Origin of the sequence: Streptomyces sp. HUAS YS2 (assembly GCF_033343995.1) — a bacterium.
Taxonomy (GTDB): Bacteria; Actinomycetota; Actinomycetes; order Streptomycetales; family Streptomycetaceae; genus Streptomyces; species Streptomyces solicathayae.
Genome location: NZ_CP137573.1, coordinates 558,768 through 585,324 on the forward strand (window position 1 = coordinate 558,768; position 26,557 = coordinate 585,324).

The 26,557-nt window shown below is 72.4% G+C and carries 27 protein-coding genes; 6 read left to right on the forward strand and 21 right to left on the reverse strand.

What is annotated here, in order from left to right:
• Position 1 precedes the first annotated feature (1 nt).
• From R2D22_RS02740 to R2D22_RS02765, 6 genes are read right to left on the reverse strand one after another with little or no spacing between them, the layout of a single operon-like run.
• Positions 2-1,024 (reverse strand): pyridoxal-phosphate dependent enzyme, encoded by a 1,023-nt coding sequence (locus R2D22_RS02740; protein WP_318100889.1) that lies wholly within the window; start codon positions 1,022-1,024, stop codon positions 2-4.
• Positions 945-1,988: a GHMP family kinase ATP-binding protein gene (locus tag R2D22_RS02745; RefSeq protein ID WP_318109554.1), complete on the reverse strand. Its 1,044-nt coding sequence runs from the start codon at positions 1,986-1,988 to the stop codon at positions 945-947. Before R2D22_RS02745 ends, R2D22_RS02740 begins: the two co-directional genes overlap by 80 nt.
• Positions 1,988-2,836, reverse strand: coding sequence for a Rossmann-like domain-containing protein (locus R2D22_RS02750; RefSeq protein WP_318100891.1), 849 nt, complete (start codon positions 2,834-2,836; stop codon positions 1,988-1,990). The genes R2D22_RS02745 and R2D22_RS02750 overlap by 1 nt, the downstream gene beginning before the upstream one ends.
• Positions 2,837-2,847: 11 nt before the next feature.
• Positions 2,848-3,657, reverse strand: coding sequence for an ABC transporter ATP-binding protein (locus R2D22_RS02755; protein ID WP_318100894.1), 810 nt, complete (start codon positions 3,655-3,657; stop codon positions 2,848-2,850).
• Positions 3,654-4,805, reverse strand: a complete 1,152-nt coding sequence (locus tag R2D22_RS02760; protein ID WP_318100896.1) for a FecCD family ABC transporter permease — start codon at positions 4,803-4,805, stop codon at positions 3,654-3,656. The genes R2D22_RS02755 and R2D22_RS02760 overlap by 4 nt, the downstream gene beginning before the upstream one ends.
• Entirely contained in the window at positions 4,795-5,817 is a 1,023-nt protein-coding gene (locus R2D22_RS02765; protein ID WP_318100899.1) for an ABC transporter substrate-binding protein, read from the reverse strand. The genes R2D22_RS02760 and R2D22_RS02765 overlap by 11 nt, the downstream gene beginning before the upstream one ends.
• A 154-nt stretch (positions 5,818-5,971) precedes the next feature.
• Between R2D22_RS02765 and R2D22_RS02770 the strand changes: the two genes are divergently transcribed.
• From R2D22_RS02770 to R2D22_RS02780, 3 genes are all read left to right on the forward strand, one after another.
• Positions 5,972-7,237, forward strand: coding sequence for an MFS transporter (locus R2D22_RS02770; RefSeq protein ID WP_318100902.1), 1,266 nt, complete (start codon positions 5,972-5,974; stop codon positions 7,235-7,237).
• 336 nt (positions 7,238-7,573) lie between these two features.
• Positions 7,574-7,825, forward strand: coding sequence for a DUF6400 family protein (locus R2D22_RS02775; protein WP_318100904.1), 252 nt, complete (start codon positions 7,574-7,576; stop codon positions 7,823-7,825).
• Positions 7,809-8,042 carry a hypothetical protein gene (locus tag R2D22_RS02780; RefSeq protein WP_318100907.1) on the forward strand — a complete coding sequence of 78 codons (234 nt, stop codon included), beginning with the start codon at positions 7,809-7,811 and terminating at the stop codon, positions 8,040-8,042. The genes R2D22_RS02775 and R2D22_RS02780 overlap by 17 nt, the downstream gene beginning before the upstream one ends.
• Before the next feature lie 3 nt (positions 8,043-8,045).
• On the opposite strand, the gene hypE is transcribed toward R2D22_RS02780, so the two are convergent.
• The 15 genes from hypE to R2D22_RS02855 all read right to left on the reverse strand — a co-directional run bounded on the left by hypE (position 8,046) and on the right by R2D22_RS02855 (position 22,935).
• The gene (hypE, locus tag R2D22_RS02785; protein WP_318100910.1) at positions 8,046-9,119 is read right to left on the reverse strand and encodes a hydrogenase expression/formation protein HypE; all 1,074 of its coding nucleotides are present in this window, start codon (positions 9,117-9,119) and stop codon (positions 8,046-8,048) included.
• 4 nt (positions 9,120-9,123) lie between these two features.
• Positions 9,124-10,278 (reverse strand): hydrogenase formation protein HypD, encoded by a 1,155-nt coding sequence (gene hypD, locus R2D22_RS02790; protein ID WP_318100911.1) that lies wholly within the window; start codon positions 10,276-10,278, stop codon positions 9,124-9,126.
• A complete protein-coding gene (locus tag R2D22_RS02795) occupies positions 10,275-10,595 on the reverse strand; it encodes a HypC/HybG/HupF family hydrogenase formation chaperone (RefSeq protein ID WP_318100914.1) in 321 nt (106 codons plus the stop codon). The genes hypD and R2D22_RS02795 overlap by 4 nt, the downstream gene beginning before the upstream one ends.
• A gap of 10 nt (positions 10,596-10,605) precedes the next feature.
• On the reverse strand, positions 10,606-13,068 hold the full coding sequence (hypF, locus tag R2D22_RS02800; RefSeq protein WP_318100917.1) for a carbamoyltransferase HypF: 2,463 nt from the start codon (positions 13,066-13,068) through the stop codon (positions 10,606-10,608).
• Complete coding sequence (hypB, locus tag R2D22_RS02805) at positions 13,065-13,760, reverse strand: hydrogenase nickel incorporation protein HypB (protein ID WP_318100920.1); 696 nt, start codon at positions 13,758-13,760, stop codon at positions 13,065-13,067. The genes hypF and hypB overlap by 4 nt, the downstream gene beginning before the upstream one ends.
• 2 nt (positions 13,761-13,762) lie before the next feature.
• Complete coding sequence (locus R2D22_RS02810; RefSeq protein WP_318100922.1) at positions 13,763-14,158, reverse strand: hydrogenase maturation nickel metallochaperone HypA/HybF; 396 nt, start codon at positions 14,156-14,158, stop codon at positions 13,763-13,765.
• A gap of 171 nt (positions 14,159-14,329) precedes the next feature.
• Complete coding sequence (locus tag R2D22_RS02815) at positions 14,330-14,470, reverse strand: DUF6893 family small protein (RefSeq protein ID WP_318100923.1); 141 nt, start codon at positions 14,468-14,470, stop codon at positions 14,330-14,332.
• Positions 14,467-14,988, reverse strand: coding sequence for a hydrogenase maturation protease (locus R2D22_RS02820; RefSeq protein ID WP_318100925.1), 522 nt, complete (start codon positions 14,986-14,988; stop codon positions 14,467-14,469). The genes R2D22_RS02815 and R2D22_RS02820 overlap by 4 nt, the downstream gene beginning before the upstream one ends.
• Positions 14,985-16,382, reverse strand: coding sequence for a hypothetical protein (locus R2D22_RS02825; RefSeq protein ID WP_318100927.1), 1,398 nt, complete (start codon positions 16,380-16,382; stop codon positions 14,985-14,987). The genes R2D22_RS02820 and R2D22_RS02825 overlap by 4 nt, the downstream gene beginning before the upstream one ends.
• Entirely contained in the window at positions 16,379-17,017 is a 639-nt protein-coding gene (locus R2D22_RS02830; RefSeq protein WP_318100929.1) for a DUF6084 family protein, read from the reverse strand. Before R2D22_RS02830 ends, R2D22_RS02825 begins: the two co-directional genes overlap by 4 nt.
• Positions 17,014-17,673 carry a DUF5947 family protein gene (locus tag R2D22_RS02835; RefSeq protein WP_318100931.1) on the reverse strand — a complete coding sequence of 220 codons (660 nt, stop codon included), beginning with the start codon at positions 17,671-17,673 and terminating at the stop codon, positions 17,014-17,016. The genes R2D22_RS02830 and R2D22_RS02835 overlap by 4 nt, the downstream gene beginning before the upstream one ends.
• The gene (locus R2D22_RS02840; RefSeq protein WP_318100933.1) at positions 17,670-18,224 is read right to left on the reverse strand and encodes a hypothetical protein; all 555 of its coding nucleotides are present in this window, start codon (positions 18,222-18,224) and stop codon (positions 17,670-17,672) included. Before R2D22_RS02840 ends, R2D22_RS02835 begins: the two co-directional genes overlap by 4 nt.
• Positions 18,221-20,005: a nickel-dependent hydrogenase large subunit gene (locus tag R2D22_RS02845; RefSeq protein WP_318100935.1), complete on the reverse strand. Its 1,785-nt coding sequence runs from the start codon at positions 20,003-20,005 to the stop codon at positions 18,221-18,223. The genes R2D22_RS02840 and R2D22_RS02845 overlap by 4 nt, the downstream gene beginning before the upstream one ends.
• A gap of 90 nt (positions 20,006-20,095) precedes the next feature.
• The gene (locus R2D22_RS02850) at positions 20,096-21,178 is read right to left on the reverse strand and encodes an NADH-quinone oxidoreductase subunit B family protein (protein ID WP_318100937.1); all 1,083 of its coding nucleotides are present in this window, start codon (positions 21,176-21,178) and stop codon (positions 20,096-20,098) included.
• A 56-nt stretch (positions 21,179-21,234) separates the two neighbouring features.
• The gene (locus R2D22_RS02855) at positions 21,235-22,935 is read right to left on the reverse strand and encodes a hydrogenase maturation protein (protein ID WP_318100939.1); all 1,701 of its coding nucleotides are present in this window, start codon (positions 22,933-22,935) and stop codon (positions 21,235-21,237) included.
• A gap of 237 nt (positions 22,936-23,172) precedes the next feature.
• Here R2D22_RS02855 and R2D22_RS02860 point away from each other — a divergent pair, with 237 nt between their 5' ends.
• Genes R2D22_RS02860 through R2D22_RS02870 form a run of 3 tightly spaced genes read left to right on the forward strand, consistent with a single transcriptional unit; the run spans position 23,173 to position 26,542 of the window.
• The gene (locus R2D22_RS02860) at positions 23,173-24,414 is read left to right on the forward strand and encodes an AAA family ATPase (RefSeq protein WP_318100941.1); all 1,242 of its coding nucleotides are present in this window, start codon (positions 23,173-23,175) and stop codon (positions 24,412-24,414) included.
• A complete protein-coding gene (locus R2D22_RS02865; protein ID WP_318100943.1) occupies positions 24,411-25,472 on the forward strand; it encodes a tetratricopeptide repeat protein in 1,062 nt (353 codons plus the stop codon). The genes R2D22_RS02860 and R2D22_RS02865 overlap by 4 nt, the downstream gene beginning before the upstream one ends.
• Positions 25,472-26,542, forward strand: a complete 1,071-nt coding sequence (locus R2D22_RS02870; RefSeq protein WP_318100945.1) for a tetratricopeptide repeat protein — start codon at positions 25,472-25,474, stop codon at positions 26,540-26,542. The genes R2D22_RS02865 and R2D22_RS02870 overlap by 1 nt, the downstream gene beginning before the upstream one ends.
• The last annotated feature ends 15 nt before the right edge of the window (positions 26,543-26,557 follow it).

Sequence of the window (26,557 nt, forward strand, 5' to 3'; positions counted from 1 at the left end):
GCTACGAGGCCGGGGACGGGGCGGCCGCCGGGGCGCGGTTCCAGTGCATTCGGGACCACGGCAGGGCCAGCTCGCTCTGACCGGAGACCTCTCGCGGGGCGAGGTCCGCGATCCGCGCGGCCTCGTGGTGGCGGGCGTAGACGGTGTCGACGTAGCGGTGTCCCGTGTCGGCGGCGAGGAAGAGGACCGTCCGCTCTGGGGAGTGTTCCCGTTCATGGCGGGCCGCGAGGTAGCCGGCGCCGGTCGACAGCCCGGCGAAGACGGCGTGCCGCCGCAGCAGGTCGATGCTGCCGGCCAGCGCCGCATGGAAGGAGATCCAGTGGAGGGTGTCGTACAGCTCGTGCGCGACGTTCCCGAAGGGGATGGAGCTGCCGATTCCGGCGATGATGATCTCGGGGTCGGAGACGTGTTCGGCGCCGAACGTGACGCTGCCGTAAGGCTGGACGCCCACGAGTTCGACGTCGGCCGGGCCGTTTGCCGCCCCGCGCAGGTAGCGGGCGAGTGCGCCCGTGGAAGCCCCCGATCCGACCCCGCCGACGACGGTGAGCCGCTCCCCGCCCGTGGCCTCCCGGATCCGGTCGGCGATCTCGCGGTAGCCGAAGTAGTGGATGTTGTCGTGGTACTGCCGCATCCAGTGGTACTCGGGGTGTGCGGCGAGGATCTCGTGGATCCGTTCCACGCGCCGCTTCTGATCGAGCTTGAGGTCGCTGCACGGTTCCATCTGCTCCAGCGTCGCCCCGAGTACGGCGAGCTGGATGCGCAACGTATGGTCCACCGTCGTCGAGCCGACGATGTGGCAGCGCATACCGTGGCGGTGACAGGCCAGGGCGAGGGCGTACGCGTAGATACCGCTGGAGCTGTCCAGCAGGGTGTCTCCGCGGCGCACCGCACCGGTGTCGAGAAGGTGGCGTACCGCCGCGAGTGCGGAGACCACCTTCATCGTCTCAAAGCGCAGGCAGACGAGCCGGTCGTCGAGGCGTATCAGGTCCGGTCGGCCGATCGCCTCCGCGATGTGCTGGTCCATCCAGGGTCTCCTTGGTGGTGGTGAAGGTCGTGAAGGTCCGGGTGGCGGGGATGCCGTGGGCGTCCAGGGCGTGCAGGCAACTGCGCACGCGATGCCGCAGGCCGGTCACGGCCGGGTCGAACAGCACGCCCGCCACCGAGCCGCTGTGCGCGATCTGGACGCCGGCCGCTCCGACCCGCCGGGCGATTCCGCTCAACGCGTCGAACTCCGGGTGGCCGAGCACCTGCCGGCCGCGTCGGGCGCTGGCGGTGGCGACCTTGCCGAGCAACTGCACGTCCCCCTTGGCCACCGCCCGGCGCAGCAGCGTGCGCAGCCGCTCGAAGGCCCGTACGTCGCAGTCGTCCACGTCACGCACCGGCAGCGAGAGGGTGTCCACGGGCGCGCCCCCGCCGAGGGCGCAGCCGACCACGACCAGCGGCGGGAGGGCCGGGCCGAGCACTTCCAGGACCCGGCCCTCCCGCTGGGCGAAGAGCACCGGGCGGCCGTCCAGCATCAGCGGATCGCACGCCAGCTCCGCCCGTACGGCGAGCCGGGCGATCGTCTCGCCGGGCAACCGCAGCCCGTACGAGTCGGCGACCGCACGTACGGCGGCGATGACGTCGCTGGTGGAGCTGCCCATGCCCAGGCCGACGGGGACGTCGCCCGTGAGCCGCAACTCCCCACCACAGGATGGCTGTCCGGTCCGCTCGGCGCACTCGGCCGCCGCAAGGGCCGCGGCCTGTACGGCTTTCGTACGGTCGGCGGGTACGACGGTGAGCGCCTCGGGCGGCGTGCCGGGCCGGCGGGTGAACCCGGCGGTGCTGCCGGGTCCGGCCATGGGGAGGGTGACCAGGCCGGCGCACCGGCGGCCGTCGGCGTCGAGGAAGACGCCCTGGAGGATCTCGCCGTGATGGCACGGGGCGTGCCCGGTGCCGGTGGGGAGGTCACCGGCACCGGGTGCCGCCGGGCGGGCGGCGGGGATCATCACGCGCCGCCCACCGTCCGGTAGCGGTACAGGACGGTCTCCGCGGCGCTGAACTGGGAGAAGGGGAACGGTTCGGCGGACAGGGCGGTCACGCCGGAGCCGAGGAAGGCGCGGGCCACGGCGCTGCCGGTCTGCGCGTAGACGATCAGCGGGATGCCCCGGGAGCGGCAGCGCTCCAGGATGGTGTCGAACGAGCCGTTGCTCAGGGTCATTCCGGTGGCGACGACGGCCTCGGCCCGGTCCAGCACCTCGTGCATGTCGTCGGTTACCGGGTCGCCCCACTGGGTGGCCTTGAGGTTGAAGTCGCAGGGCAGCGGTTCGCCGCCGTGCTCGCGGATCGCCGCGACCAGCGGGTTGACGACGCCGATGAGGCCGACCCTTGCGCCCTGCTCGATGTCCAGGAGGCCGGCGATGGCGGCGTCGCGGGCCTTCGCGCGGACTTCGGGCGTGCCGGTGGGGAGGGTGACGGGCTCGGCGTCGCCCGCCTCGGCCGCCGCGCGGTGCGGGCGGGTCTCGGAGAGGTACGCGTCGAGGGCGGCGATCCGGAGCGGCCGCGGGGCCTCGCGCAGCAGGACGTCCAGCGGGGTGCCGGACGAGTCGCGGCAGATCGAGGGGGCGATCTCGCCGGCCTCGAAGGCGCAGCCGCCGAAGGAGCCGCCGAGGCGGACCAGGACGTACTGGTTGAGGTAGGTGGTGTCGCCGCCGGCCAGGCGGGTGCCGTGGTGGATCCAGAACACGCTGGTCGCGACGAGTTCGGAGGGCGGCGGGCCGTGTTCACCGGCCAGAACACCCTCGATGAGCCGGTCGACGGACGGCACGAGCGTTGCGGCGGGGGTCGGCTGGGTCATGGGATTCCTTTTCACAGGGCGGGTTGGGGTGCCCGGGTCTCGGTTCGGGGCGGGGCGCCCAGCGGCCGGCGGTAGGTGACGGCCGGGTGCCCCAGGGCGTCGGTGGTGAGTGCGGCGTCCACTTCGAACACCTCCGCGAGCCGCTCGGCGGTCAGGACGGCGGCAGGGGGGCCGGAGGCGATGAGGCGGCCGTGGTGCAGGAGCAGCAGCCGATCGCAGTACCGGGCGGCGAGCGACAGGTCGTGCAGCGCGACGAGGACCGTCTGGTCGGTATCGGTCAGCAGCTCCATCAGTTCCAACTGGTGCTTGACGTCGAGGTGGTTGGTGGGCTCGTCGAGCAGGAGCCCGTAGGGCTGCTGGGCCAGCGCGCGGGCGATGTGAGCACGCTGGCGCTCGCCGCCCGACAGCGCCTTCCAAGGCCGGCCGGCCAGCGCGGTGAGCCCTACGCGGTCCAGTGCGGCGGCCACCACCGCGCGGTCGGTGGCATCCGGTCCGCGCCAGCGGTCCCGGAACGGGGTACGGCCCAGGCCCACGACATCGGCGACCCGAAGATCACTGTCCGCGCCCGAGTCCTGTTCGACGAAGGCGACATGGCGGGCGATGCGGCGCGCGCTCCAGTCCCGTACGGACATCCCGTCGTACCGGACGGTGCCGGCGTCGGGGGCACGCAGCCCGGCCAGACAGCGCAGCAGCGAGGACTTGCCCGAGCCGTTGGGACCGAGCAGGCCGACCGTCTCGCCGGGGGCGATGTCCGTGCTGACCTCGCGTACGACAGGGGTGCCCGCCACCGACCAGGTCAGTTCTTCGGCGGTGATCCTCACAGTTCACCTCTCCTGCGCAGGACGATGAGGAAGAGCGGCACACCGAGCAGAGCGGTGATCACACCGACCGGGACCTCGCGGGGCGCGAAGGCGATCCGCGCGAGGGCGTCCGTCCACACCAGGAAGACCGCGCCCGCGAGCGCCGCGTACGGCAGCAGCACCCGATGCAACGGCCCGACGAGGAACCGCACCCCGTGAGGGACGATCAGCCCGACGAAACCGATGGCACCGACGGTGGCCACCGCCACCGCGGTCAGCGCGGCCGTGACCACGAGCAGCACCGTCCGCGTGCGTCGGACGCCGATCCCGAGGGACGCGGCGGTGTCGGTGCCGAACACGAGTCCGTCGAGGGCGTTCGAGCACAGCCACGCGGCCACCACGCCCAGCGGGGTGACGATCGCGCAGACCGCGACGGTGTTCCAGCGGGCGGGCGCCATCGAGCCGAGCAGCCAGTGGGTGACTGCCCGCGTGGTGTCCGCGTCCGCCGAGGCCATCAGGACGAGCGAGGTCAGTGCGGTGAAGAGCTGGCCGACGACCACGCCGGTGAGGACGATACGGACCGAGTCGAGCCCGCTGCGCTTCAGCAGCAGCAGGAGCAGCCCGAAGGAGAGCAGCGCGCCGGCCAGCGCGCCGCCGGTGACCCCGAGCGTGCTCGCGCCCACGCCGAGGACGACGACGGTGACGGCTCCGGCCGAGGCGCCCGAGGAGATGCCGAGCAGGTACGGGTCGGCGAGCGCGTTGCGGGTGACCGCCTGGAGCACCGCGCCGCACACGGCGAGCGAGGCGCCGACGAGCGCGGCCATCAGGACCCGTGGCAGCCGCAGGTCCCAGATGAGGGAGTCCACAAGCGGGGGCAACGGCTCCACGTCCAGACCGAGATGGGCACCGAAGACGCGAGTGAGGCCGGTCCAGCCCACGTCGGCGGTGCCGATGCGTACGGCCGCCGCCACCGAACCCGCCAGGACGCCCGCGGCGAGGAGGAAGAGGACCATCTGGGCCCCCGCGGACCGGCCCGGGTTCCCGGCGGATCCGGCCGATCCGGCCGACCGGGGCCGGGTGGTGACGGCATTCCCCGTCACCGCCCGTCCGCGGGCCGCCGGGAGCAGGAGATCCGTCGACTCTCTCCCGGTGACCGGGTCAGCGGACATACCCGAGGTCCTTCATGCCCTTCGCCAGCAGCCCGAGGGCGTGTACCGAGCGCACCGACGGGTCCAGCTCGATGCCCGGCACCTCAAGGATCTTCTTGTCGCGGACTGCGGCCAATTCGGAGATCACCGGGTGCGCCGTCATCGTGGCACGCTTCTCGGCGGCGCTGTCGCCGGGTCTGCCGCGCTCGGACAGATCTCCGATCACGATGAAGTCCGGGTCGCGCTCGGCGACTTCCTCCCAGGAGACCTCCGGCCAGTCCTCGTCGACGTCGTCGAAGGCGTTCTTCGCGCCGACGATCCGGCTCATCTCACTGGGCAGACCGGTCTTGCCCGCCACGTACGGCATCCCGTTGAAGACCGAGTAGAGGTAGACCACGGTCGGCCGGTCCGCGCCCCGGGGAATCTTCGCGGCGCTCTCCCCGGCCTCGGCCACCGCGGCGCGCTGTGCGGCGGCGAGCTTGCCGGCCCGCTCCTCGACGCCGAAGACCTTGCCCAGGTTCTCGTAGTCGGAGAAGAGGAGCTCGAAGGGCGTCTTCCCGGCCGGGTTCTGCTGCGGGCAGTCCACGGCGCTGACGAAGGTGGGGAGCTTGAGGGCGGCCAGCTCCTCGCGGGTGCCGGCGCGATCCTCGGTGTAGAGGTCCGCTGAACCGGCGACGACGAAGTCGGGGGTGGCTGCGCGCAGTTGCTCGCCTGTGGCGATCTTCGGGGCGATGACCGGGACCTTGGCGTACGCGGCCGCATAGTGCGCGGGGATCTTCGTCTTGAGGTTGGCGGTCCCCGCCATCCGGTCCTGGAGCCCGAGTTCGAGCAGGGTCTCGGTCGAGGTCTGGTCCAGGGCGACGGTCCGCTTCGGCGGCTGGGCGAAGGCCGCCTGGCGGCCGCAGCTGGTGACGGATGCCGCCTGGGCGGCGGGCTTGGCACCCGCCTTCGAGCCGCCGTCGGCTGCCGTGGAGCAGCCCGCGGTGGCGAGGGCGATGGTCAGGGCGACGCCGAGACGGGCGGGGTGGCGCATAGGTGTCTCCGGTCTGGGAGGGAGGGCGTGGGTGTTGTCGTGCACCGGGCAGGAATGCCGCGTTCGAAGGGTACTGTAATGGAATTCATTTTCATTAACGACCCCGGGGGGCGGTTCGCCGACCCCTCCCCCACCTCCAAGGAGCAACCACACCGTGGCGATCACACCCGCGCCCGCAGCAGCCAAGTCCCCGACCCCGAGCCCGCGTTCGGTCCTGCGCGACACCGCGTTCCTGCGTCTCTGGGCGGGCACCACCGCCTCCGGCCTCGCAACCTGGGCCCTGCCCTTCGTCCTCGGCCTCGCCGTACTGCACCGCGACCTCGGCGGGGCCGCCCTCGGCCTGGTCCTCGCCGCCCGCACCGCCGGCTTCCTGCTCGCCGTCGCCGTCGGTGGTGTGCAGGCCGACCGTCACTCCCCCCGCTCGGTCGTCCTCTGTTCGGCCCTCGCGGCGGCGGTCGCCGCGCCCCTGCTCGCCGCCGGACTCGGCCGCTCGCTCGTGCTGATGACGGCCGCCGCCGCGCTCGCGGGAGCCGGACAGGGCGCCTGCCGCCCGGCGTTCCAGGCACTCACCGCCGAGACCGTCGACGCCGAGCGCCGCCGGCAGGCCAACGCCGCCATGACCATGGCGGTACGGAGCTCCACGCTCGCCGGACCCGCCCTGACCGCGCTGCTCGCGGCGTTCCTCGACGTCGGGACGCTGCTCCTCGGCATCGGCCTCCTGTGGCTGGTCGCCGCGCTCGTCCCGGGCAAGGGCGCCCGCACTGCGGCGGACCCTGCCGCCGAGCCCGCCCCGCGCGCCGGCTTCCGCGCCGAGTTCCTGGAGGGCATACGCGAGGCGCGCCGACACCCCTGGTTCCTCGCCGGACTTGCCGGCCTCGTCGCGGTCGTCGCGCTCGGCTACTCCGCGACCAGCGTCGCGCTGCCGATGATCAGCCGGGACCGCTACGACACCGAGTGGGTCCTCGCCGCGGCCATGACGGCGTACACCCTGGGCGCGCTCGCCGGAGCCCTGGTCATCGCCGTCTGGCGGCCGCGCTCGCAGGGCTGGGCCGCCTTCGCCGGCCTGGCCGCGTACGGCCTCGCACCGCTGAGCCTGATGCTCCCCGTCCACCCGGTCGCGGTCGTCGCCGCGTACGCCGTCGCCGGGATCGGGATCGAACTCTTCAATGTGCCCTGGTTCACGGCCACCCAGCGCGAGGTCGCCCCGGACAAGCTGGCCCGCGTCTCCTCGCTGGACTTCCTGGTCTCCTACGGCCTGGCACCGGTCGGACTGGCCCTGATCGCCCCGGCCATCGAGGCCTTCGGGGTCACGGCCGTACTCGCCGTCTGCGCCGCCGCCTGCTTCCTCGTGCCGGCCGCCGCGGCCCTGGTCCCCACAGCCCGCCACTTCGCCCGGACGGCCCCGACATCGACCGACTGACCTCGGGGCGGGGCCAGGCGCGTGCGTGCCGACGGCCCGGCTCTGCGCGGTGCGGTCGGGCCGGCGTCAGCAGTACGTTCGGGTTCGCCTGACCTTCGGAAGACGGTGAGATGCGCCACAGCGTCGCGAGGCGTGGTGGCCCCTCACGAGCCGCCTCCCGCGGCCCGTGCCCTCCCCCTGCCCGTCTCGTGGCAGGGTCAGCCCGCACCACGCTCTCTCGGGCACCCGGGCACGCAGCTCGGGAGGTGATTTCCGCCCTTCCGTGCCCGGTGCCCGCTCTGGTAGACGTGGCGGATCCCGTTCGATTTCCGTCGCAAGCACGTCGAAAGCACCCCCATGAACCAGGCCTCCGATCCCGACCACGTCACCTTCACCATCGACCTCACCGTCGAGGAGGCCCGCCGACGGGCCGAGGTCGTGGCGGCACTCGGGCCCGACTGGGACCCGGTGGCCGTGCTGCAGGAGGAGCAGGCCGCGCACGACCTGCTCTATTCGGGCCTGGACGAGGAGCAGCTGCGGATCCACTCCATGCTGGTGGCGGCGGGTGTACTGCCGGGACAGGAGCCGGGCCGTGCGGCTTCCCATTGACCCCCACGCCGACCGGGCGCGCCGAGCCTGGGTCGCCTGCCCGGGCTGTGACGACGCCCGTGGCTGCGGGCCCTGCGCGGAGCGCCGCAACTGCTCGGAGCACTGGCGCTACCTGATAGCCAACAAGGGGCCGAAGGTCCATCTGCAGTGCCCGAACTGCACCCACACATGGACCCTCGACACCTCCCGCGACCGCCATGGCGGCACGCGGGGCTGACACTCAGCAGATGCGCGGCAGCTGCTCCCCGAGCGGCATGTCCACCACGCGCGTACCACCGAGACCGGTACGGGCGACGACCATCCCCGGATGCGCCTCGACGGCCTCCCCGATCACGGCCGCCCCCGCGCCCAGCGGATGCGCGCGCATCGCGGCGAGCACGGCGTCGGCCTGCGCACGCGGGACGAAGGCCACCAGCTTCCCCTCGTTCGCCACGTACATCGGGTCGAGACCGAGCACGGCGCAGGCGTTGGCCACGGGGGCGGGGACGGGCACGGCCCGCTCCTGGACGACGATGCCGGTGCCCGACGCGGCCGCGATCTCGTTGAGCGAGGCCGCGAGGCCGCCGCGGGTGGGGTCGCGCAGCACGTGCAGGTCCGGGGTGACCGCGAGCATCGCCTCGACGAGGCCACCGAGCGCCGCGCAGTCGCTCTCGATCTCGACCCCGAACTCCAGCCCCTCGCGCACGCTCATGATCGCCACACCGTGGACGCCGACGGGGCCGCTGACGATCACCACGTCGCCGGGCACGACGCGCTGGGGCCGCAGGTCGACGCCGGGCGGGATCAGACCGATGCCGGAGGTGTTGATGTAGATGCCGTCGCCGTGGCCGGCCTCCACCACCTTGGTGTCGCCGGTGGCCACCTGGACGCCCGCCGCGCGGGCCGCCGCGCCGAGCGCCTGCGCCACACGGGTCACGACGTCGGTCTCCACCCCCTCCTCCAGGATGAAGCCGCAGGAGAGATAGGCGGCGCGGGCCCCGCTCATGGCGAGGTCGTTCACCGTGCCGTTGACGGCCAGGTCGCCGATGCTGCCCCCGGGGAAGAACAGAGGACGCACGACGAAGGAGTCGGTGGAGAAAGCCAGCCGGGCACCGCCGAGTTCGACGGTCGCGGCGTCGGTGGTGACGGAGAGCGCGGGGCCGCCGAACGCGGGCGCGAAGACGTGCTCGACCAGTTCGGCGGAGAGCGCGCCGCCTCCACCGTGGCCCATCACCACACGCGGCTGATCGCGCAGCGGGGCGGGACACGTCCAGGCGAGCATGTCGGGCGCCTGTGCCCCGGGGGTGTCGCGCATGAGCTCAGACAACGGAACTGCCCTCCAGAGCCGCGGAGTCGGCCGCCGGAGACTTCGGCGACGGAGTACCGAGGTCGAGCCGTCGGTAGAGGTAGTACGCGGCGCACGCGCCCTCGCTTGAGACCATCGTGGCGCCCAGCGGGGAGCGGGGCGTGCACGTCGTCCCGAAGGCCTCGCACTCGTGCGGCTTCAGCAGGCCTTGAAGAACCTCGCCACTGCGGCACTCGGCCGGTTCGCGGGTGTCGATGCCCTCGACGGAGAACCGGTGCTCGGCGTCGTGTTCGCGGTACCGCTCCGAGAGCCGCCAGCCGCTGTCCGGAATGACGCCGATCCCGCGCCACGCGCGGTCGGTGACCTCGAAGACGTCGTCCAGCATCGCCCGGGCGGCGGGGTTGCCCCCGGGCAGGACCGCGCGCGGATAGGCGTTGTCGACGGTGTGTTCCCCGCGCTCCAGCTGGAGCACGGTCCGTCGTACGCCTTCGAGGATGTCCAGTGGTTCGAACCCGGTGACGACGATCGGAACCCGGTGGCGTGCGGCGAGTTCGGGGTACTCCGCCGTGCCCATCACACTGCACACGTGCCCCGCGGCCAGGAAGCCCTGGACGCGGCAGTCGGGCGAGCGCATGATCGCCTCGATCGCCGGGGGGACCCGGACGTGCGAGACGAGCAGGCTGAAGTTGCGGATGCCGAGCTTGCGCGCCTGGTGGACGGTCATGGCGTTGGGCGGCGCGGTGGTCTCGAAGCCGATGCCGAAGAAGACCACTTCGCGGTCCGGGTTCTGCTCGGCGATCCGCAGCGCGTCGAGCGGCGAGTAGACGACCCTGACGTCACCGCCCTGCCCGCGGACCTGGAACAGGTCGCGGTCCGTGCCGGGAACCCGGAGCATGTCCCCGAACGAGCAGAAGATCACGCCGGGTCGCGAGGCGATCTCCAGCGCCTTGTCGATCACCTCCAGCGGCGTCACGCACACGGGACAGCCCGGTCCGTGGATCAACTCGACCTCGGGCGGAAGCAGTTGGTCGATCCCGTGCCGGATGATGGTGTGGGTCTGGCCGCCGCAGACCTCCATCAGCGCCCAGGGCCGGGTCACCGTCGCCCGGATCTCGTCGAGCAGCCGCCGGGCCAGCTCGGGGTCCTGGAACTCGTCGATGTACTTCACGGCCGCACCTCTCCGGCCACGCCTTCATGCGCCGGCCGCTCGTTTCCCGTCGCCTCGGCGGCCGACTCCCACGGGTCGCCGAACTCCTCCTGGAGCATGCCGAGGGTTTCGAACAGCTCCAGCGTCTTCCTGGCGGACTCCTCGTCCAGACGCTGCAGGGCGAACCCGACGTGGACGATGGCGTACTCACCGGGCTTCAGATCCGGCAGGTACTCCAGGCACACCTCCTTGACCACCCCGCCGAAGTCGACGTTGGCCATCCGGGTGCCGTCCCGGTCCTCGACATCCAGCACTTTTCCGGGTACCGCCAGGCACATGGGTGTCTCCTCACTGTCGCTCTCGTCGTGGCGTTGCGGGGGCCGCCCCGTCCGCGACCCGGGCGGCCACGACGAGCTGGCCGAGAGCCAGACCGCCGTCGTTCGGCGGGATCAGGCGATGGCGCAGCACGGTGAAGCCGTCTTTCCGCAGTCCTTCGGCGCAGGCCGAGGAGAGCACCGTGTTGGCGAACACTCCCCCGGTCAGCGCGACGGTCTCCACGCCGGTCTCCCCGCGGGCGGCGACGCAGACCGTACGGACCAGTCGTGCCACGGCAAGGTGGAACCGCGCCGCGACGACGGCCGCGGGAGTCCCGTCGAGCACGTCTGCGGACACCGCCGCCAGCAGGGGCGCGGGGTCGGCGGTGAGCGAGGCCCCGGCCCGCGGCGGGCCGAGACGGAAGACGTAGCGCCCGTCCTCGGCGACGGCGGGTGCGCTCAGGGCCGCGGCCTCCAGCTCGATCGCGGCCTGCGCCTCGTAGCCCGCGTGGTGGCAGATCCCCGCGAGGGAGGAGACGGCATCGAACAGGCGCCCCATGCTGGACGTGGGCACGCAGTTCAGCTCGCGGACCAACTGCCGTTCCAGTAGCGGAAGTTCTCCGGGTGCGCAAGCTTCCGTACAGGGCAGTGCGGGGTCGAGGGCGAGACCCGCGGCCCGCAGATGGGCCAGAGCCATGCGGTAGGGCCGCCGGACGGCCGCGTCACCGCCCGGCAGGGGGACGTAGGCCAGGTGCGCGAACCGCTCGAACCCGGCGTAGTCCGCGAGCAGGAACTCGCCGCCCCACACGGCGCCGTCGAGACCGTAGCCGGTGCCGTCGAAGGCGACGCCGATCACGGGGCACGTGCCGTCGAGGCCGTTCTCGGCCATCGCCGCCGCGACGTGCGCGTGGTGGTGCTGCACGGGGACGACGGGTCGACCGGCGGAACGGTCCCGGGCCCAGCGAGTGGACCGGTAGGCGGGGTGGCGGTCGGCGGCGAGCAGACCGGGCCGTACGCCCGTGACGGACTCGAGCTGCTGCTCGGCGGAGGTGAGGGCGAGCTGGGTGGCGAGGTCGTCCATGTCGCCGATGTGGGCGGACAGCCATGCCTGGCGTCCGGCGCCGAGACAGAAGGCGTTCTTCAGGTCCCCTCCGACGGCGAGGGCGGGGGCGACCTCGACGGGCAGCGCGACCGGCAGCGGCGCATAGCCCCTGGAGCGGCGCAGCGTCAGCTGCTCGCCGTCGAAGACGCGGACGACGGAGTCGTCGCAGGGCACATGGATCGGCCGGTCGTGCAGCAGCCAGGCGTCCGCCAGGCCGGCGAGCCTGGTCAGTGCCTCCGCGTCGTCCGTGACGATGGGTTCACCCGAGAGGTTGCCGCTCGTCATCACCAGCAGCCGGGGCCCTTCCCGGTCCGCCGCGCCGAGGCCGAGCAGGAGATGGTGCACGGGGGTGTACGGAAGCATGAAGCCGAGGTCGGGGCTCCCGGGAGCCACCGCGCGCGCCGGGACGGCTCCCTCGCGGGGTGCGGCGGCGTCGCGGCGGCGCAGCAGGACGACGGGCCGGACGGCGCCGGTGAGGAGTTCACGTTCGAGCGGACCGAGGTAGGCGTGGGGCTCGATGTCCGCGAGGTCCGCGGCCATCATCGCGAACGGTTTGTCACCGCGCGCCTTGCGGCGGCGCAGTTCGGCCACCGCGTCGGGGTCGGTCGCGTCGCAGGCCAGGTGATACCCGCCCAGGCCCTTGACGGCGAGGATCGCACCGGCCGCGAGCATCCGGCGTGCGGCGGCGATCGGGTCGTCACCGGAGTCGGAGGCGAGATCGGATGCGAGATCGGACGCGAAGCCGGCATCCGGACGGGTGCCGGGGCCGGCCGGGCCGTCCGGTGCGGTGACCAGGCGCAGCCGGGGGCCGCAGTGGGGGCAGGCGACGGGCTGTGCGTGGAAACGCCGGTCGGCGGGGTCCGCGTACTCGCGTGCGCAGTCCGGGCACATCGGGAAGCCGGCCATGGTGGTGTGGACCCGGTCGTACGGCAGTCCCGTGACGATCGTGAACCGCGGACCGCAGTGGGTGCAGGTGATGAACGGGTGCAGATGCCGCCGGTCGGCCGGGTCCGCGAGCTCCGCGAGGCAGTCGTCGCAGGTCGCGGTGTCCGGCGGGACGAGGGTGCGGACGGCGCCGCCCTGTCGGGAGGGCACGATCGTGAATCCGGTGCCGCCGCTCGCGGTCACCTCGGCCGCCTCGACGGACTCCACCCGGGCCAGCGGCGGGGCGTCGGGCGCGAGGCGGGCGCAGAAGGCGGCGACGTCCTCGGGGTCTCCCTCGACCTCCGCGACGACGCCCTCCGCCGTGTTGGTGACGTGCCCGGACAGGCGCAACCCGGTGGCGAGGGCGTAGACGAAGGGCCGGAAACCCACACCCTGCACGACACCGCGGACGACCACACGGCTGCGCCGCGGGGCCGTGGTGGGTGCGGGTCCGGGCCGCGCGGTGGTCACGCGCCGGCCCGGGCCATCACCGGGGTGTGGACACGGTTCCCTCCGGCCGCCGCGAGGGCCCGGTCGAGGAGTGCTCCGGCGCCCCGGCCGTCGCGCACCGAGCTGAGGAGGACCTCGACTCCGGGGTTGACCTGCTCCACGTGCGCGCGGAAGGCCGCCTCGTCGAACTCCGCCGCCTCGGCCATGTCCGTCTTGGTGACGATCACCAGCTGGGCGAGGCCGAAGGCGGTGGGGTACTTGAGCGGCTTGTCCTCGCCCTCGGTGACCGAGGCGAGCACGACGCGGAGCGACTCGCCCAGGTCGTAGCCGGCGGGGCAGACGAGGTTGCCGACGTTCTCGACGAACAGCAGCCGGGTGGACTCGGGCAGCCAGTCGTGCAGGTGCCGGGCGACCATGTCGGCCTCCAGGTGGCAGAGGCCGTCGGTGAGCACCTGCTTGACGGGGGCGCCCGAGCGGGCCAGGCGGCGGGCGTCGTTCTCGGTCGCAAGGTCGGCGGTGAGCGCGGCGGCGGCGACGCCCCGTTCGCCGGCGAGCCGCAGTTCCCGCTCCAGCAGGGCGGTCTTGCCGCTTCCGGGGCTGGAGAGCAGATTGACCACCGTGGTGCCGCGGGCGGTCAGTTCGGTTCGCAGGATCTGTGCCGCGGCCTCGTTCTTGGCGAGAACGGCACGCTGGAGATCGACTGCTCGGCACATGCTCAGCTCTCCTCGGTGATCGGTTGGCGATGGTCTTCGCGCGCCGCTTCGGGATCGGCCCAGCGGACCTCGCGGATCTGGAGTTCGCGGCCGGAGACGAGTCCGTCGGCGGCGGCGCCGCAGCCGGGGCAGAGCAGGCACGGCGGCATGCCGACCGCCCAGACCTCGGCGCACGGTTCGCAGCGCGCGGTGCCCGGGACGGTACGGGTGATCAGCTCGGCGCCCTCGACGACGGTGTCGGCGCAGGCGAGTTCGAAGCAGAAGGCGAGGGCGTCGGCGACGACGCCCGCCAGTTCGCCCACGTCCAGCTCGATGCTGCTGACGCCGACGGCGCCGCGGGACCTCGCCGCGGTCTCGACCTGGTCGACGACGGCGACCGCGAGGGACATCTCGTGCATCGGTCTCCGTCCTGGGCGCGGGCGTGGGTTTCGGGCGCCATTAGAGGACGGGGCTGCGGCGGGGTCCGGTCCGGCGCGCCGGGACGGCATGGCGGTGTCGTCCGTTCGGTGCAGCCGCTCCCGCGCCGGGCCGGGGGCACGGCGCGGCGCGGGGCACCGCGCCGAGGGGCGTCACATCCTGCTGATGCGCAGATAGCGCCGGAGGTCGGGGAGGGCTCCCGCCAGGACGGCCACGACGGCGAGGGCGGCGGTGGCGGCGAGGGCGGCGCCGAGGACGTTCCTGTGCATGGGGCTCTCCGTTTCGGTGTTCATACGACGGCTTCCTGGCGGACCAGTTCGGTCACCATGCGCACCGCCTCGGGCACGGCGACGGCAACCTGCGGGCTGAGCCCGATCCCCTCGTCGAGGCAGGCCGGTTCGCAGCCGACGACGAGGATCCTTCGTGGCGGCGCGGCGCCGGTACCCGCGCACAGGGTGTCGAGGAGGGCGAGGACGGCGTCGGGCGTCATGCGGTGGCCGTCGAGCGGCGCGGGCCCCGTGCCGGAGCCGCGGTCGCCGGTCGCCGAGGCGTCGATCAGGTAGAGCGTCCCCGGTTCGCCGCCGCGCGCGGTGACGTCGACGAGGATGAGGGTGTCCCAGCCGTCGAGGAGTTCGTAGGCGAGGTGGACGCCCCGGACCCCGACGTCCGCCAGCTCGACGGAGGCGGGGAGTTCCTCCCGGCTGAGCCGCCGCAGGGTCTCGACGCCGAATCCGTCGTCGCCGAGGAAGATGTTGCCCACCCCGGCCACGAGGGTGCGGGGCGCCGGGGCCTCGGGCGCGGGACCGTTCACGCGTCCTCCAGGGCTTCGACCTCATCGGGCTGGAAGTAGAGGAACCGGCCCTGTTCGCGGCGGATGTCGGCGCCCGGGTCGTCCTCCACGGTCACCGCGATGTGGACGCCGCCGTCGACGTCGTGGAGGACCGCTTCGACCAGGGCGCTGCGCCCGTCGAGGAAGAGGTCCTGGGCGTCCGTGCGGCGCAACCGTGGGCGCAGGACGACCCTGCTGCCCGCGCGGACCGCGCGTCCGTCGACGAGGACGTGGTCGCTGCCCGGATCGACGCCGGTGTCGCCGCCCGGGTCCCACCAGGGTGTCTCCGGTTCGAGGATGTCGCGGGTCGGCTCCGGAGGCCCGGTGACGCTCCGGAGGCTCCGAACCGCTCCGTGCAGACGCTCGAGGACTTCGGGCGGCATGGTGTCCGCCAGCTCGATCACCGCCGCGGCGCGGGCGTCGGTCCCCCTGGCCTCGCGCTTCTCCTCGTCGGTGAGGGCTGCCGTGCGCAGGGCGAGGATCTCGTCGATCTCCGTCGCGTCGTAGAGTGCGCCCGGGCTCTCGGGCGCGATGGCCGGGTGGTCGTCGAGGATGATCGGCGAGGAGAGCATCAGGTCGGCACGGCCGGGTTCGCCGGCCAGGACGGGCCAGGTGTGCAGGTTGCGGCAGGCGGCGACGGCGCCCCTGGCCCATTCCGGCGGGTCGGTCATCGACAGGAACGAGCCGCCGTCGAGGCGGAGCAGGGTGTGCGTGGCGACGAGGGAGTACGGCAGCGCCGCGTGGCGGTCGGTGTCCAGCTCGGCGGTCCAGGCGCTGGTGTTCTCCACGGTGACCGAGAGGCGCTCGACACGGTACGGGCCGTCGAGTTCGGCCGCCGAGATCCGCAGGGTGCCGCTGATCTCCTCGCGGCGGCGTACGAGTCGGCCGAGGACGCGCCCGTCCGCGTCGGTGACCTCCTCCACCTCCTCGGCGGCGGGTCGGGTGAAGGGCAGGGTGGTGCCGTCGTCCCGCAGGTCGCCGACGGGGACGGCGAGGGTGACGCGTTCCTCGACGCCCTCGTCCCAGGCCACCAGGACCCGGTCGGCCAGGCGGAGTTCGCCGGTCGGTACGTAGGTGCCGTCCTCGCGGAGTTCCTCGACGGTGCGCCGCTGGGCGCGCAGGAAGCGGACCTCCACCGCGAGTTCGGCGCCGGCCCGGGGCTCCATGAGGCACTCGGTGAGCTGGAAGTCGTGCTCCTCGGCGGCGGCGCTCCAGGACGGCGGCACCAGAACCCCGAACTGCCAGCGGAGCCGGTTCTTCGCGGCGGAGGCACGGTACGGGTAGAGGACGTATCCCTCGAAGAGGACGGCGTCGGCGACATGCCGGGCGACGGCGAGCCGCGCCTCGGTGCCGGGGGTGAAGGCGACGGTGGTCATGGTGTCCTCTCCCCCGCCGCTTCCAGCAGGGATGCGACGGTGGCCTCCCAGGACGGGAGGGCGCGGCGCGAGCGGTAGGCGAGCAGGGCGTCCATCGCGTCGCCCGGGAGCCGGATCCATCCGCAGCCTGGGAAGTGCTGGTCGATCATCTCCCTCCACACCTTCACGGGCATGCGGTGGGAAACCTCCTTGTCCCAGGGAACGGGCTCGACGTGGAAGCCGCCGGCGCCGGTGAACGCGGTGCCGGAGAAGAGCAGGAGCAGCGGGACGTCGCCGTCGGAGAGCGCCCGGAAGTAGCGCGACGCGGCGATGTCGGTGTCGTAGGTGCACGGCACGACGAGGTCGGTCTCGATCTCGCCGGTGAAGCCGGGCACCATGACGGAGGCGTGGGCGAACTGGACCGGGTTGAGCGTGCTGCCCCACCGGGAGCGTTCGCCGAACAGGTCGCCCAGGCCGGCGGCCTCGTGGTCGTCGTAGCCGCGCCGGGCGGGTTCGATGCGGATCTGGCAGCGCAGGGCCATGGCGTGGACCCGGGTGCCGCCGGTGGCGGTGATCCTCAGCCGGAACACGAGCGTGGGTCCGGCAGCGTAGGCGTCGGCGCGGACGTCGGTGCAGGCGAAGGAGAACTCGGTCACGGTCGGCTCCCTTGCGGCTCGCGGGCCAGGCCGCGGACGTGGGCGAAGAGGGCGTCGAGGTCCGCCCGCGCCTCCGCGCCTCCGTCGAAGCCCTGCCAGTGCAGTCGCATGCGGCCCACCAGTTCGTAGCAGAGGTCGATCGGTACGAGGTAGCACTCGGTGCGGCCCTCGTGGCGCCGCAGCAGCAGGGCCTCCACGTCGGGTTCGAGGTGGGCGGCGAGCCGAGTGGCGTCGAGGACGGACTGCCAGGCCTCTTCGTCCGGTTCGCTCTCGGTGGCGCCGGCGGGGCTCGGGTAGAGCGCCACCGGGCGGTCGAGTGCGGAGTTGCGGAAGAAGAAGGCCACCGAGACCGGGATGCGGAGCGACTCCCACGCCCGGTCGTCGATGCGGTGGCCCGGGTCGCTCAGGAAGCGGCCGGGGACCGCCCGGAACCGTCCCGGGGAGGCGGCGGAGCGGTCCATGAGCTGCGAGCACGGGCCGCAGGCGCAGACCAGGGCCCGCTTGTCCGTGTCGACGAGATGCGGGTGGCGCTCCTCGGCCGCGAGCGGGGCGCCGCACAGTTCGCAGCGCTCCTCGCGGGGCGGGCGCGGGGTGGTGAACCGGCGCAGGCCCCTGGGCCCCGGGGACCGCACGGCGCCGTTCTGCGGCCCGTTCACCGGGCGGCCGATGAGCGGCCGTCCGCGCCCGCGAGCAAAGGTCGGCTGCCGATCTGGAGCAGCGCCGGTTCGCGCGGGGCGCTCTCCAGCTCCACGTCCGTGACCTCGGGGGCGAAGCAGGCGAGGGCGTCCACGGCCGCCTGCAGGACGGACTCCTGGGTACTGGAGCAGCCGCAGCCGGCCGAGGTGCCGGCCCGAAGCCTCAGCACGCCTGTCGCCGGCTCGAATCCGGCGTTCTCCACGGGCTGCGGCAGGGTGGACAGGGCGCGGTCGATGCGGGTCGGCGCGTCCTCGGGGTGCAGTCCGTGCAGGTTGAGGAGGCTCGCGACGAGTTCGTCCGCGAGCAGCGGGCCCAGCGGGTCGGCGGGCGGACGGGCGGCGGGACGCCCGAGGAGGTCGACGACGCGGGCGATGCCGGTGCCGTAGAACTCCATGAGGACGCGGACGACTTCCTCCGCCGCCGCGCAGGCCTCGGCGTCGCCGTTCTCCGCCAACCGGTCGAGGACCTCCTCGACCCGTCGGCCCGCCTGTTCGGCGGTGGTCGCGCTCATCCGGCAAGACCGCTCAGGCCGGTGGGCACGTGCATCTGCTTCACGGTCCTGCCGTTGCCCGTGTACATGTGGACGCCGCACGGCAGGCAGGGGTCGAAGCTGCGCACGGCGCGCATGATGTCGATGCCCTTGAAGTTCTCGGGCGGGTTCTCCTCGAAGATCGGGGTGTTCTGCACGGCGTCCTCGTACGGACCTGGGGTGCCGAACGTGTCCCGTGTGGAGGCGTTCCAAGGGGTGGGCGGATAGGGGTGGTAGTTGGCGATCTTCCCGTCCCTGATCACCATGTGGTGCGAGAGGACACCTCGTACGGCCTCGGTGAAACCGACACCGATGGACTCGTCCGGCACCTCGAACTTCTCCCACGTCTGCGTGCGTCCGGCGCGAACCTCCTCAAGGCCCTTCTCGGCGCAGTGCAGGGCGACGGCGGCCGCGTACGCCTGGAAGTAAGTCCGGGCGCGGTTGCGCTCCAGGGCGTTGCTCCACTTCGGGATCTTCCACTCGAAGGTGGTCTCCGGCTTGGTCATCGTGCGGGGCAGGTTGATGACCACGCTGTGCCCGGTGGCCTTGATGTAGCCGATGTCGACGAGGCCGGAGAGCGCGGTGGACCACAGGCGCGCGATGGGGCCGCCGCCGGTGTCCAGCGCCAGGTGGTCCTTGCCGTCGAACCAGCGCGGGGACATGACCCAGCTGTACTTGTCGTCGAAGTTCCGCTTCTGCGGGGCCGGGATGGTGTGTTGGTTCCACGGGTGGCGCGGGTCGACCGGGTTGCCCAGCGGGTCGTGGGTGAGGAACTGCTCCTGTCCCTGCCAGTCCTCGTAGTACGAGCTGCCGAGCAGGATGCGGATGCCGAGGTTGATCTCGGTGAGGTCGTTGGTCACCAGCTTGCCGTCGACGACGACGCCCGGGGTGACGAACATCTTCCGTCCCCAGTCGGTCATGTTGGCGTAGGTGAAGTCGCAGTGCTCGGGGTCGTTGAGGGCGCCCCAGCAGCCGAGCAGCACGCGCCGGCGGCCTACCTCCTCGTAGCCGGGCAGCGCCTCGTAGAAGAAGTCGAAGAGGTCGTCGTGGAGCGGGACGACGCGCTTCATGAACTCCACGTAGCGCATGAGGCGGCTCATGTAGTCGGTGAAGAGCTGCACGGAGGCGACCGTGCCGACACCGCCGGGGTAGAGCGTGGAGGGATGGACGTGGCGCCCCTCCATCAGACAGAACATCTCCCGGGTATAGCGGCTGACCTGCAGCGCCTCACGGTAGAACTCGCCCTCGAGGGGGTTGAGGGAGCGCATGATGTCGGCGATCGTGCGGTAGCCGTGCTCGGCGGCGTGCGGCGCCTCGGTGCGCTCGGCCAGCTCCAGGACCCCGGGGTTGGTCTCGCGGACCATCTTCTCGCAGTAGTCGACCCCGACCAGGTTCTCCTGGAAGATGTTGTGGTCGAACATGTACTCCGCGGACTCGCCGAGGTTGATGACCCACTCACCGAGGTGCGGGGGCTTCACGCCGTACGCCATGTTCTGGGCGTACACGGAACAGGTGGCGTGGTTGTCACCGCAGATGCCGCAGATGCGGCTGGTGATGAAGTGCGCGTCGCGGGGGTCCTTGCCCCGCATGAAGACGCTGTAGCCGCGGAAGACGGAGGACGTGCTGTAGCACTCCGCGACGCGCTTCTGCTTGAAATCGATCTTCGTGTGGATGCCGAGACTGCCCACGATCCGGGTGATGGGGTCCCACGCCATCTCCACAAGGCCGGAGCCGTCACCCGTCGTCTTCGCCGGAGATGCCATGGTCGCTGCGGTGCCCTTCGTGAACTCTTCGACTTCGCGAACAGTGGGGATGGATGAGGGTGGTGCGGGGGTGCTGCGGGGGCGTCACGGTCACCAGGGCGGCCGGTAGCCGGTGGTGACCCGTTCGCCGGTGTGCCGCCACTTCGGCTCTTTGTCCACGGTCCTGGCCGTCATGCTTCGCAGCCGACGGATCACCGAGCCGTACACGCCGCTGGCGGAGACCGAGACCCTGGCCCCGGGAGGTTCGTCCATGAACGGCATGAACTTGTCCGGGAATCCGGGCATGGTGCAGGCGATGCAGATGCCGCCGACGTTCGGACAGCCGCCGACGCCGTTGATCCAGCCGCGCTTGGGGACGTTGCACTTGACGACCGGTCCCCAGCAGCCCAGCTTGACCAGGCACTTGGGCGAGTCGTACGTCGAGGCGAACTCGCCCTGTTCGTAGTAGCCGGCGCGGTCGCAGCCCTCGTGCACGGTCGCCCCGAACAGCCAGGTCGGACGGAGCTTGTCGTCCAGCGGGATCATGGGCGCGGAGCCGGCCGCCTGGTAGAGCAGGTAGGTCAGCGTCTCCGCGAAGTTGTCCGGCTGGATGGGGCAGCCGGGCACGCACACGATGGGGATGCCGGCCTGCGACTTCCAGTCCCAGCCGAGATAGTCCGGGACACCCATCGCGCCGGTCGGGTTCCCCGCCATGGCGTGGATGCCGCCGTACGTGGCGCAGGTGCCGATCGCGACCACCGCGAGCGCCTTGGGCGCCAGCCGGTCGATCCACTCGCTCGTGGTGATGGGCTGGCCGGTCTCCGGGTCGTCGCCGAAGCCGCACCAGTAGCCCTCCTGCTTGATGGCCTCGTTCGGGATGGATCCCTCGACGACCAGCACGAACGGGTCGATCTCGCCCCGCTCCCCCTTGAAGAACCACTCGATGAACGTGTCGGCGCCGCCCACCGGGCCGCACTCGAAGTCGATCAGTGGCCAGTGGACCGCGATCCTGGGCAGGCCCGGCAGCCCCGCGAGGGCGATCTCCTCGATGCTGGGCTGCATGGCGGCGGTGAGGGCCACCGAGTCGCCGTCGCAGCTCAGACCCGCGTTGATCCAGAGGATATGGATCGGCTTCTCTTCGCTGCCGGGTGCGGCACCCTGGTCCTCGACCGGGGCCGGCTTTACTGCACTCATGAGTCGCCTCCTGAGGAGGGGTGGGGCTGAGGCCTCGCTTCAGGCCTAGGTCTTGCTTAACAGTCGGCCGATCCGCCCGCGCCCGCACCTGGGCCGTCCGGGGACAGCGCCGGCGGATCCTCCTTCCGGACGAAGGACCGGCGCAGTGCGTGGTAGCTCGCGGCAGGATCGTCGAAGATCCGCCGCATCCGGGAGAGCTCACGCTCGCGGTGGGCGGCAAGGGGAGAGACGGCCTCCCGGCGCTCGTGCTCCGCCTTCTTCGCCGCGACGCGTGGCTGGATACCGTCACGAGAAGCCAGGCGCAGGGCCAACCGGGTGATCTCTGCGGCGAACTCCCCGGGTCCGCAGTCGACGACCCGGTCGACCAGGCCCATGTCGAGCGAGGCCGCCGCGGACACCGGCCGGGCCTCCTCGGTGAGCCGCGCGGCCAGAGCCCCGCCCACCTTCCCGGGCAGGGTACGAGTCCAGTACTCCGATCCGTACAGGCCCATGCGCCGGTAGTGCGGATTGAGCACCGAACCGGACCTGCACCACACCTCGTCGGCGGCCAGGGCGAGCATCACGCCTCCGGCGGCGGCGTTGCCGCCGATCGCGCTGACGACGAGCCGGTCGGTCGTGGTGAGGACCGCCTCGACCAGGTCGTTCATGGCGTTGATGTTGGCCCAGGACTCGGCGGCCGGGTCGGCGGCGGCCTCGATGACGTTCAGATGGATGCCGTTGGAGAAGAAGTCGCGCTGTCCGCCGACCACCAGGACGGACGTGGGGCGTGTACGGGCGGTCTCGTACGCGTCCAGCAGGCGGCGGCACTGGTCGGTGCTCATCGCCCCGCCGGGGAACGCGAACGACAGGACGCCGACCGGTCCCTCCTCGCGGTACCGGATGTCGGACCAGGTCCGGAATCCTGGCGCCGGGTCGGCGGGCGCAGGAAGTTCGGGGAGCTCCGGCAGCCTGCCCGCGAGGGCCATGGTGGCGGGGAGCTTGCAGGCACGGGGCCGGCCGGGGCCGGTGCGGGCGCGAAGCTCCGGGATCCACACCGCGCCGTCGACCGTGGCGCGGCAGACCGCGCCCGCCCGGGTGGCGAGCAGTGCGCCGGGCCTTCCGAGCAGCCCGTCCTCCGCGTGGCCGCCGTGCAGGAACCACTCGGCGCCGAGCAGCCGGTCGCGTACACCGGGCTGCGAGTCGGCGGCCCGCAGGGTGCGCAGAACGGTCTCGGTGGTGTCCTCCTCCCACGAGATCCGGCGCGCCTCCTGACGGAGAGCGGGACGGGCACGGATCTCACCGGTCTGCGGAGTCGGTGTCGCCCCGGCGGCGACCCGCTCGACGGCGAGGAGCACGGCGGTGACGGCGGCGTCGGACAGCTCGTTGCGGTACAGATCGCTCTTGCCGACCTCCGGGACGCGGAAGGCGACGGAGGCCCAGACGTCGCCCGCGTCCATCTCCTCGTCGGCCTGGAGGACGGTGACGCCCCACTCGTCGACCCCGTCGTGGATCGCGTGGTCCAGCGAGGTCGGCCCCCGGTCGCCCACGGGCCCCGGGTGCACGATGAGGCAGCGATGCGCCGTCCACACGTCCCGGGGTACGACGGCCTTCAGCATCGGGGCGACGACCAGGTCGGGCGCGTGGCGCGCCACGGCCTGACGCACGGCGGCCCCGTCGGGGGTGACCTCCACGGAAACGGTGTGCCCCCGGTCTCGCAGCTCGACCAGGACCCGCTGGGTGAGGCTGTTGAAGCTGCTGGCGACGAGCAGGATGCGCATGGGCGGCCCTCCCGGGATACGGCGGACGGTACGGCCCCGGGAACCGCAGTCCACCGGCCACCTGCGATCCTCGGGCACCACGTGTTGGGGACAAGCACGACGGAGCCCGCACCTCACCCGTTCGAGGCGCGCGTCCGACCGATTGGCGGGGGATCACGGCACCGCGCCCCCGCGCGCCTGGCGATCTCGGCCGCACCCGGTGATCGAGAGCCACGGGCCGCTTTCTAGGCTGACCCCATGTCCGACGAGTCTCCTCTCATCCGTAGCATGCGGGCCGCTGTCGCCGCCGCTCCCGAAGACGTGCCCCTGCGGCTGCACTTCACCGAACTGCTCCTCGCGGAGGGGAGGCACGAGGAGGCCGTCACGCAAGCCGCGGTCGCGCTCCAGCACGCGCCGGGTGACGAAGCCGTGCGGGACCTGATGGTCCGTGCCATGCAACTGCCCACGGTCGGCGACCAGCCCCCCGCCTTCGACTGGGCCACCGCCGAGCAGGAGGTCGCCGATGTCGTCGGCCCCCGCTTCGCCGCCGACGCGGAGGACGCCACCGAGGCCCCCCTGACCGCGGACGGCAGCGGCGACCCGGCCGATGCGTCGGCCTGGGACATCGACGCCCCCGGCGACGTACGTCTCGCCGACGTCGGCGGCATGCAGGAGGTCAAGGACCGGCTCGAAGCCGCCTTCCTCGCCCCGATGCGCAACCCCGAACTCCGCAAGCTGTACGGCAAGTCGCTCCGCGGCGGCCTGCTCCTCTACGGCCCGCCCGGCTGCGGCAAGACGTTCATCGCGCGGGCCGTCGCCGGCGAGCTCGGTGCCGGCTTCATGTCGGTCTCGCTCTCCGACATCCTCGACATGTACATCGGCACCTCGGAGAAGAACGTCCACGACATCTTCGAGGCCGCCCGCCGCCAGGCGCCCTGCGTGGTCTTCCTCGACGAGCTGGACGCGCTCGGCGCCAAGCGCTCGCGTACCCACCACAGCGGTCTGCGCAATGTCGTCAACCAGCTCCTCACCGAGCTCGACGGCATCAACGCCGCACAGAACGAAGGGGTCTTCGTGCTCGCCGCGACCAACGTCCCCTGGGACGTGGACCTCGCCCTGCGCCGCCCCGGCCGCATGGACCGGACCCTGCTCGTGCTGCCGCCCGACGCCCCGGCCCGGGAGGCGATCCTCCGGTACCACCTGCGCGAGCGCCCCATCGAGTCCGTCGACCTCGGCAAGATCGTCAGGGTCACCGAGGACTTCTCGGGCGCCGATCTCGCCCATGTCTGCGAGAGCGCGGCCGAGTACGCGCTCCTGGACTCCGCCCGTTCCGGCACCGTCCGCATGATCGGCACCAAGGACCTCCTGAACGCGGCCAAGCAGATCAAGCCGTCCAGCGAATCCTGGTTCGCCTCCGCCCGTAACGTCGCCATGTTCGCCAACGACGGCGGTGTGTACGACGATCTCGTCGCCTACCTGAAGAAGAAGCGCAAGCTGTGAGTGGAACGTCCCTGCACCAGCGGGTCGAACAGGCCCTGGAGCTCTACACAATAGATCGGCACGACCAGGCCCTCGCCCTCCTCGACGGGCATCTGGCCGAGGCGCCCGACGACCACGAGGCGTGGACCGTGCGGGCCCGTGCCCTCTGCGGCCTGCGCCGCTACGAGGAGGCGCTCGACGCCGCCGACCAGGCGCTGAAGCTCGAACCCGAGCTCGCCGACGGGCACTTCATGCGCGGCTTCGCCCTGCGCAGGCTGAGCCGGCTGCCCGAGGCCGAGCAGTCTCAGCGCGAGGCCATCCGCCTCTCGCCCGAACGCTGGGGCCCGCGCGCCCAGCGCGCCGAGATGCTGATCTTCGTGGGGACGAAGGAGGAGGCGCTCCAGGAAGCCCTGGAGGCCGTGCGGTTCGGCCCCGACGTGGTCGACACGTGGCACACCCTGTACAAGGTCGCCGCGTTCAACAGCCGCTCCGACCTGGTGGAGGAGTCCATCCGGCAGGCTCTGCGCATCGACCCGGCCGATCAGTTCGCCGTCACCCTGGCCACCGAGCGCGAGGCCCGCAAGCCCGGCACGTCCGCCGCCCGGGCCGCCGACCTCTACGCCGGCGGGCTCGCCGCCGCCCCCGGCTCCGAGTGGCTCCGCTCCGACCTCGACAGGGCCGTCTACCGGATGCTGCGCGGCACCCGATGGCTCGCCCTGCTCTGTCTGGCCATCGCCGCCGTCACCGTCGACGTCTTCACCACCGGTGCCGAGGCGAAGGAGTTGCCCGCCCCTCTCGGCACCCGGCTGTGGGCGCTGACCCTGATGGCCGTGGTGTGGGGCTTCGGCGCGTGGCGCCGCTACCGGCGGCTGCGGACCGGGGCGCAGCTCACCGTGTTCGCGCTCGTGCGCCGCTCCTTCTGGCCCAGGGTCGTGCTCGGCCAGGCCACCTGGGCCACCCTGTGCGCGCTGCTGCTCCTGGCCGTTCCGTGGAGCGAGCGCACCGTCCCTCAGGTCCTGTTCTGGCTGGCACTCGTACCGAACCTGCTCAGCATCACCCACGACCGGGACAAGGTTTGATGAACCGGACCCTGCAACAGGCCGATGCCCTCTTCGATCTGGGGCGCTACGAGCAGGCCGCCGCACTCGCCGCCCAGCACCTCGTCGGCAACCCCGACGACGTCACCGCGCTCGTGCTGCTCGCCCGGTGCCGGCACCACCTCGGCGACGAACAGCAGGCGCTCACCGGCATCGAAGAGGCCCTGCGCGTCGAACCCGATTCGGTGAGCGCCTGGCAGATGCGCGCCCACGTCCTGCTCGCTCTGAAGGAGTACCAGCAGGCCGAGAGTTCCGCCCGCCGCGTCGTCGAACTCGCCCCGCAGCACTGGACGAGCCACTACACCCTCGGCGCCGTCCTCAGCCAGGGCGCCCGCAGGAAGCACTGGCGGGCCGCGTACGAGTCGGCCCGCACGGCCGTCGCCCTCGCCCCCGAGGAGAGCGACGCGCACTTCCTCGTCGGCCTGACCGCCCATCAGACAGGCAATCACCGCGTCGCCCTGCAGGCCTACGAGACGGCTTTGCGTCTCGACCCGGACAGCAGTCAGGCCCACAACGGCCTCTCGCTGCTCCTTCTGCGCCGCCGCCGGCTCCGCCCCGGCTCGTGGACCCGTGCCGCCGAGGGCTTCGTCCAGTCCGCCGCCCTCGACCTGAAGGACCGCCAGGCCCGCTTCAACCTGGAGACCATGGCCTGGGGAACAGTCGTGGGCTCCCGCTGGGTGGCCCTCGCCGGAACCATCGCGGTGTCGTTGGGCTCCGCCCACCTGCGTGCGGGCGCCGCCGGCACCGACGCCCTCGTCACCTGCCTGGCGTGCGCGGCCGTGCTGGTCGGCAGCTGGGGCGGGTGGCTGCTGTTCCAGGCCCGGCGGGTCCCGCCTCGCCTGCGCCGGCCGCTCCTGCTGGTGGCCCGCGGCTCTCGGCAGGTCCTCGGGATGGCGTTCGCCGTCGCGCTGCTCGTCGTCCACGCGCCCTTGGCTCTGATGCTGTGGCGCAGCGCCGTGTTCAGCGCGCTCGCGATTCCGCTGTTCTTCTTCGCGCTCGTCACGTCCGTGGCCGGCCGCACCGCCCTCCAGCAGCGCGCGCCGAAGACGTAGGCAGCCTGGCCACGG

Bases quoted from the DNA above. Each gene is read 5' to 3' on its own strand.
- R2D22_RS02795 (WP_318100914.1), bottom strand. From the start codon at position 10,595: ATGTGCCTGGCGGTACCCGGAAAAGTGCTGGATGTCGAGGACCGGGAC.
- R2D22_RS02850 (WP_318100937.1), bottom strand. From the start codon at position 21,178: ATGAGTGCAGTAAAGCCGGCCCCGGTCGAGGACCAGGGTGCCGCACCC.
- R2D22_RS02825 (WP_318100927.1), bottom strand. From the start codon at position 16,382: ATGACCACCGTCGCCTTCACCCCCGGCACCGAGGCGCGGCTCGCCGTC.
- R2D22_RS02750 (WP_318100891.1), bottom strand. From the start codon at position 2,836: ATGACCCAGCCGACCCCCGCCGCAACGCTCGTGCCGTCCGTCGACCGG.
- R2D22_RS02815 (WP_318100923.1), bottom strand. From the start codon at position 14,470: ATGAACACCGAAACGGAGAGCCCCATGCACAGGAACGTCCTCGGCGCC.
- R2D22_RS02860 (WP_318100941.1), top strand. From the start codon at position 23,173: ATGTCCGACGAGTCTCCTCTCATCCGTAGCATGCGGGCCGCTGTCGCC.
- R2D22_RS02810 (WP_318100922.1), bottom strand. From the start codon at position 14,158: ATGCACGAGATGTCCCTCGCGGTCGCCGTCGTCGACCAGGTCGAGACC.
- R2D22_RS02870 (WP_318100945.1), top strand. From the start codon at position 25,472: ATGAACCGGACCCTGCAACAGGCCGATGCCCTCTTCGATCTGGGGCGC.
- hypE (WP_318100910.1), bottom strand. From the start codon at position 9,119: ATGCGCGACACCCCCGGGGCACAGGCGCCCGACATGCTCGCCTGGACG.
- hypB (WP_318100920.1), bottom strand. From the start codon at position 13,760: ATGTGCCGAGCAGTCGATCTCCAGCGTGCCGTTCTCGCCAAGAACGAG.
- R2D22_RS02760 (WP_318100896.1), bottom strand. From the start codon at position 4,805: ATGTCCGCTGACCCGGTCACCGGGAGAGAGTCGACGGATCTCCTGCTC.
- R2D22_RS02740 (WP_318100889.1), bottom strand. From the start codon at position 1,024: ATGGACCAGCACATCGCGGAGGCGATCGGCCGACCGGACCTGATACGC.
- R2D22_RS02765 (WP_318100899.1), bottom strand. From the start codon at position 5,817: ATGCGCCACCCCGCCCGTCTCGGCGTCGCCCTGACCATCGCCCTCGCC.
- R2D22_RS02855 (WP_318100939.1), bottom strand. From the start codon at position 22,935: ATGCGCATCCTGCTCGTCGCCAGCAGCTTCAACAGCCTCACCCAGCGG.
- R2D22_RS02840 (WP_318100933.1), bottom strand. From the start codon at position 18,224: ATGAGCGCGACCACCGCCGAACAGGCGGGCCGACGGGTCGAGGAGGTC.
- R2D22_RS02745 (WP_318109554.1), bottom strand. From the start codon at position 1,988: ATGATCCCCGCCGCCCGCCCGGCGGCACCCGGTGCCGGTGACCTCCCC.
- R2D22_RS02845 (WP_318100935.1), bottom strand. From the start codon at position 20,005: ATGGCATCTCCGGCGAAGACGACGGGTGACGGCTCCGGCCTTGTGGAG.
- R2D22_RS02775 (WP_318100904.1), top strand. From the start codon at position 7,574: ATGAACCAGGCCTCCGATCCCGACCACGTCACCTTCACCATCGACCTC.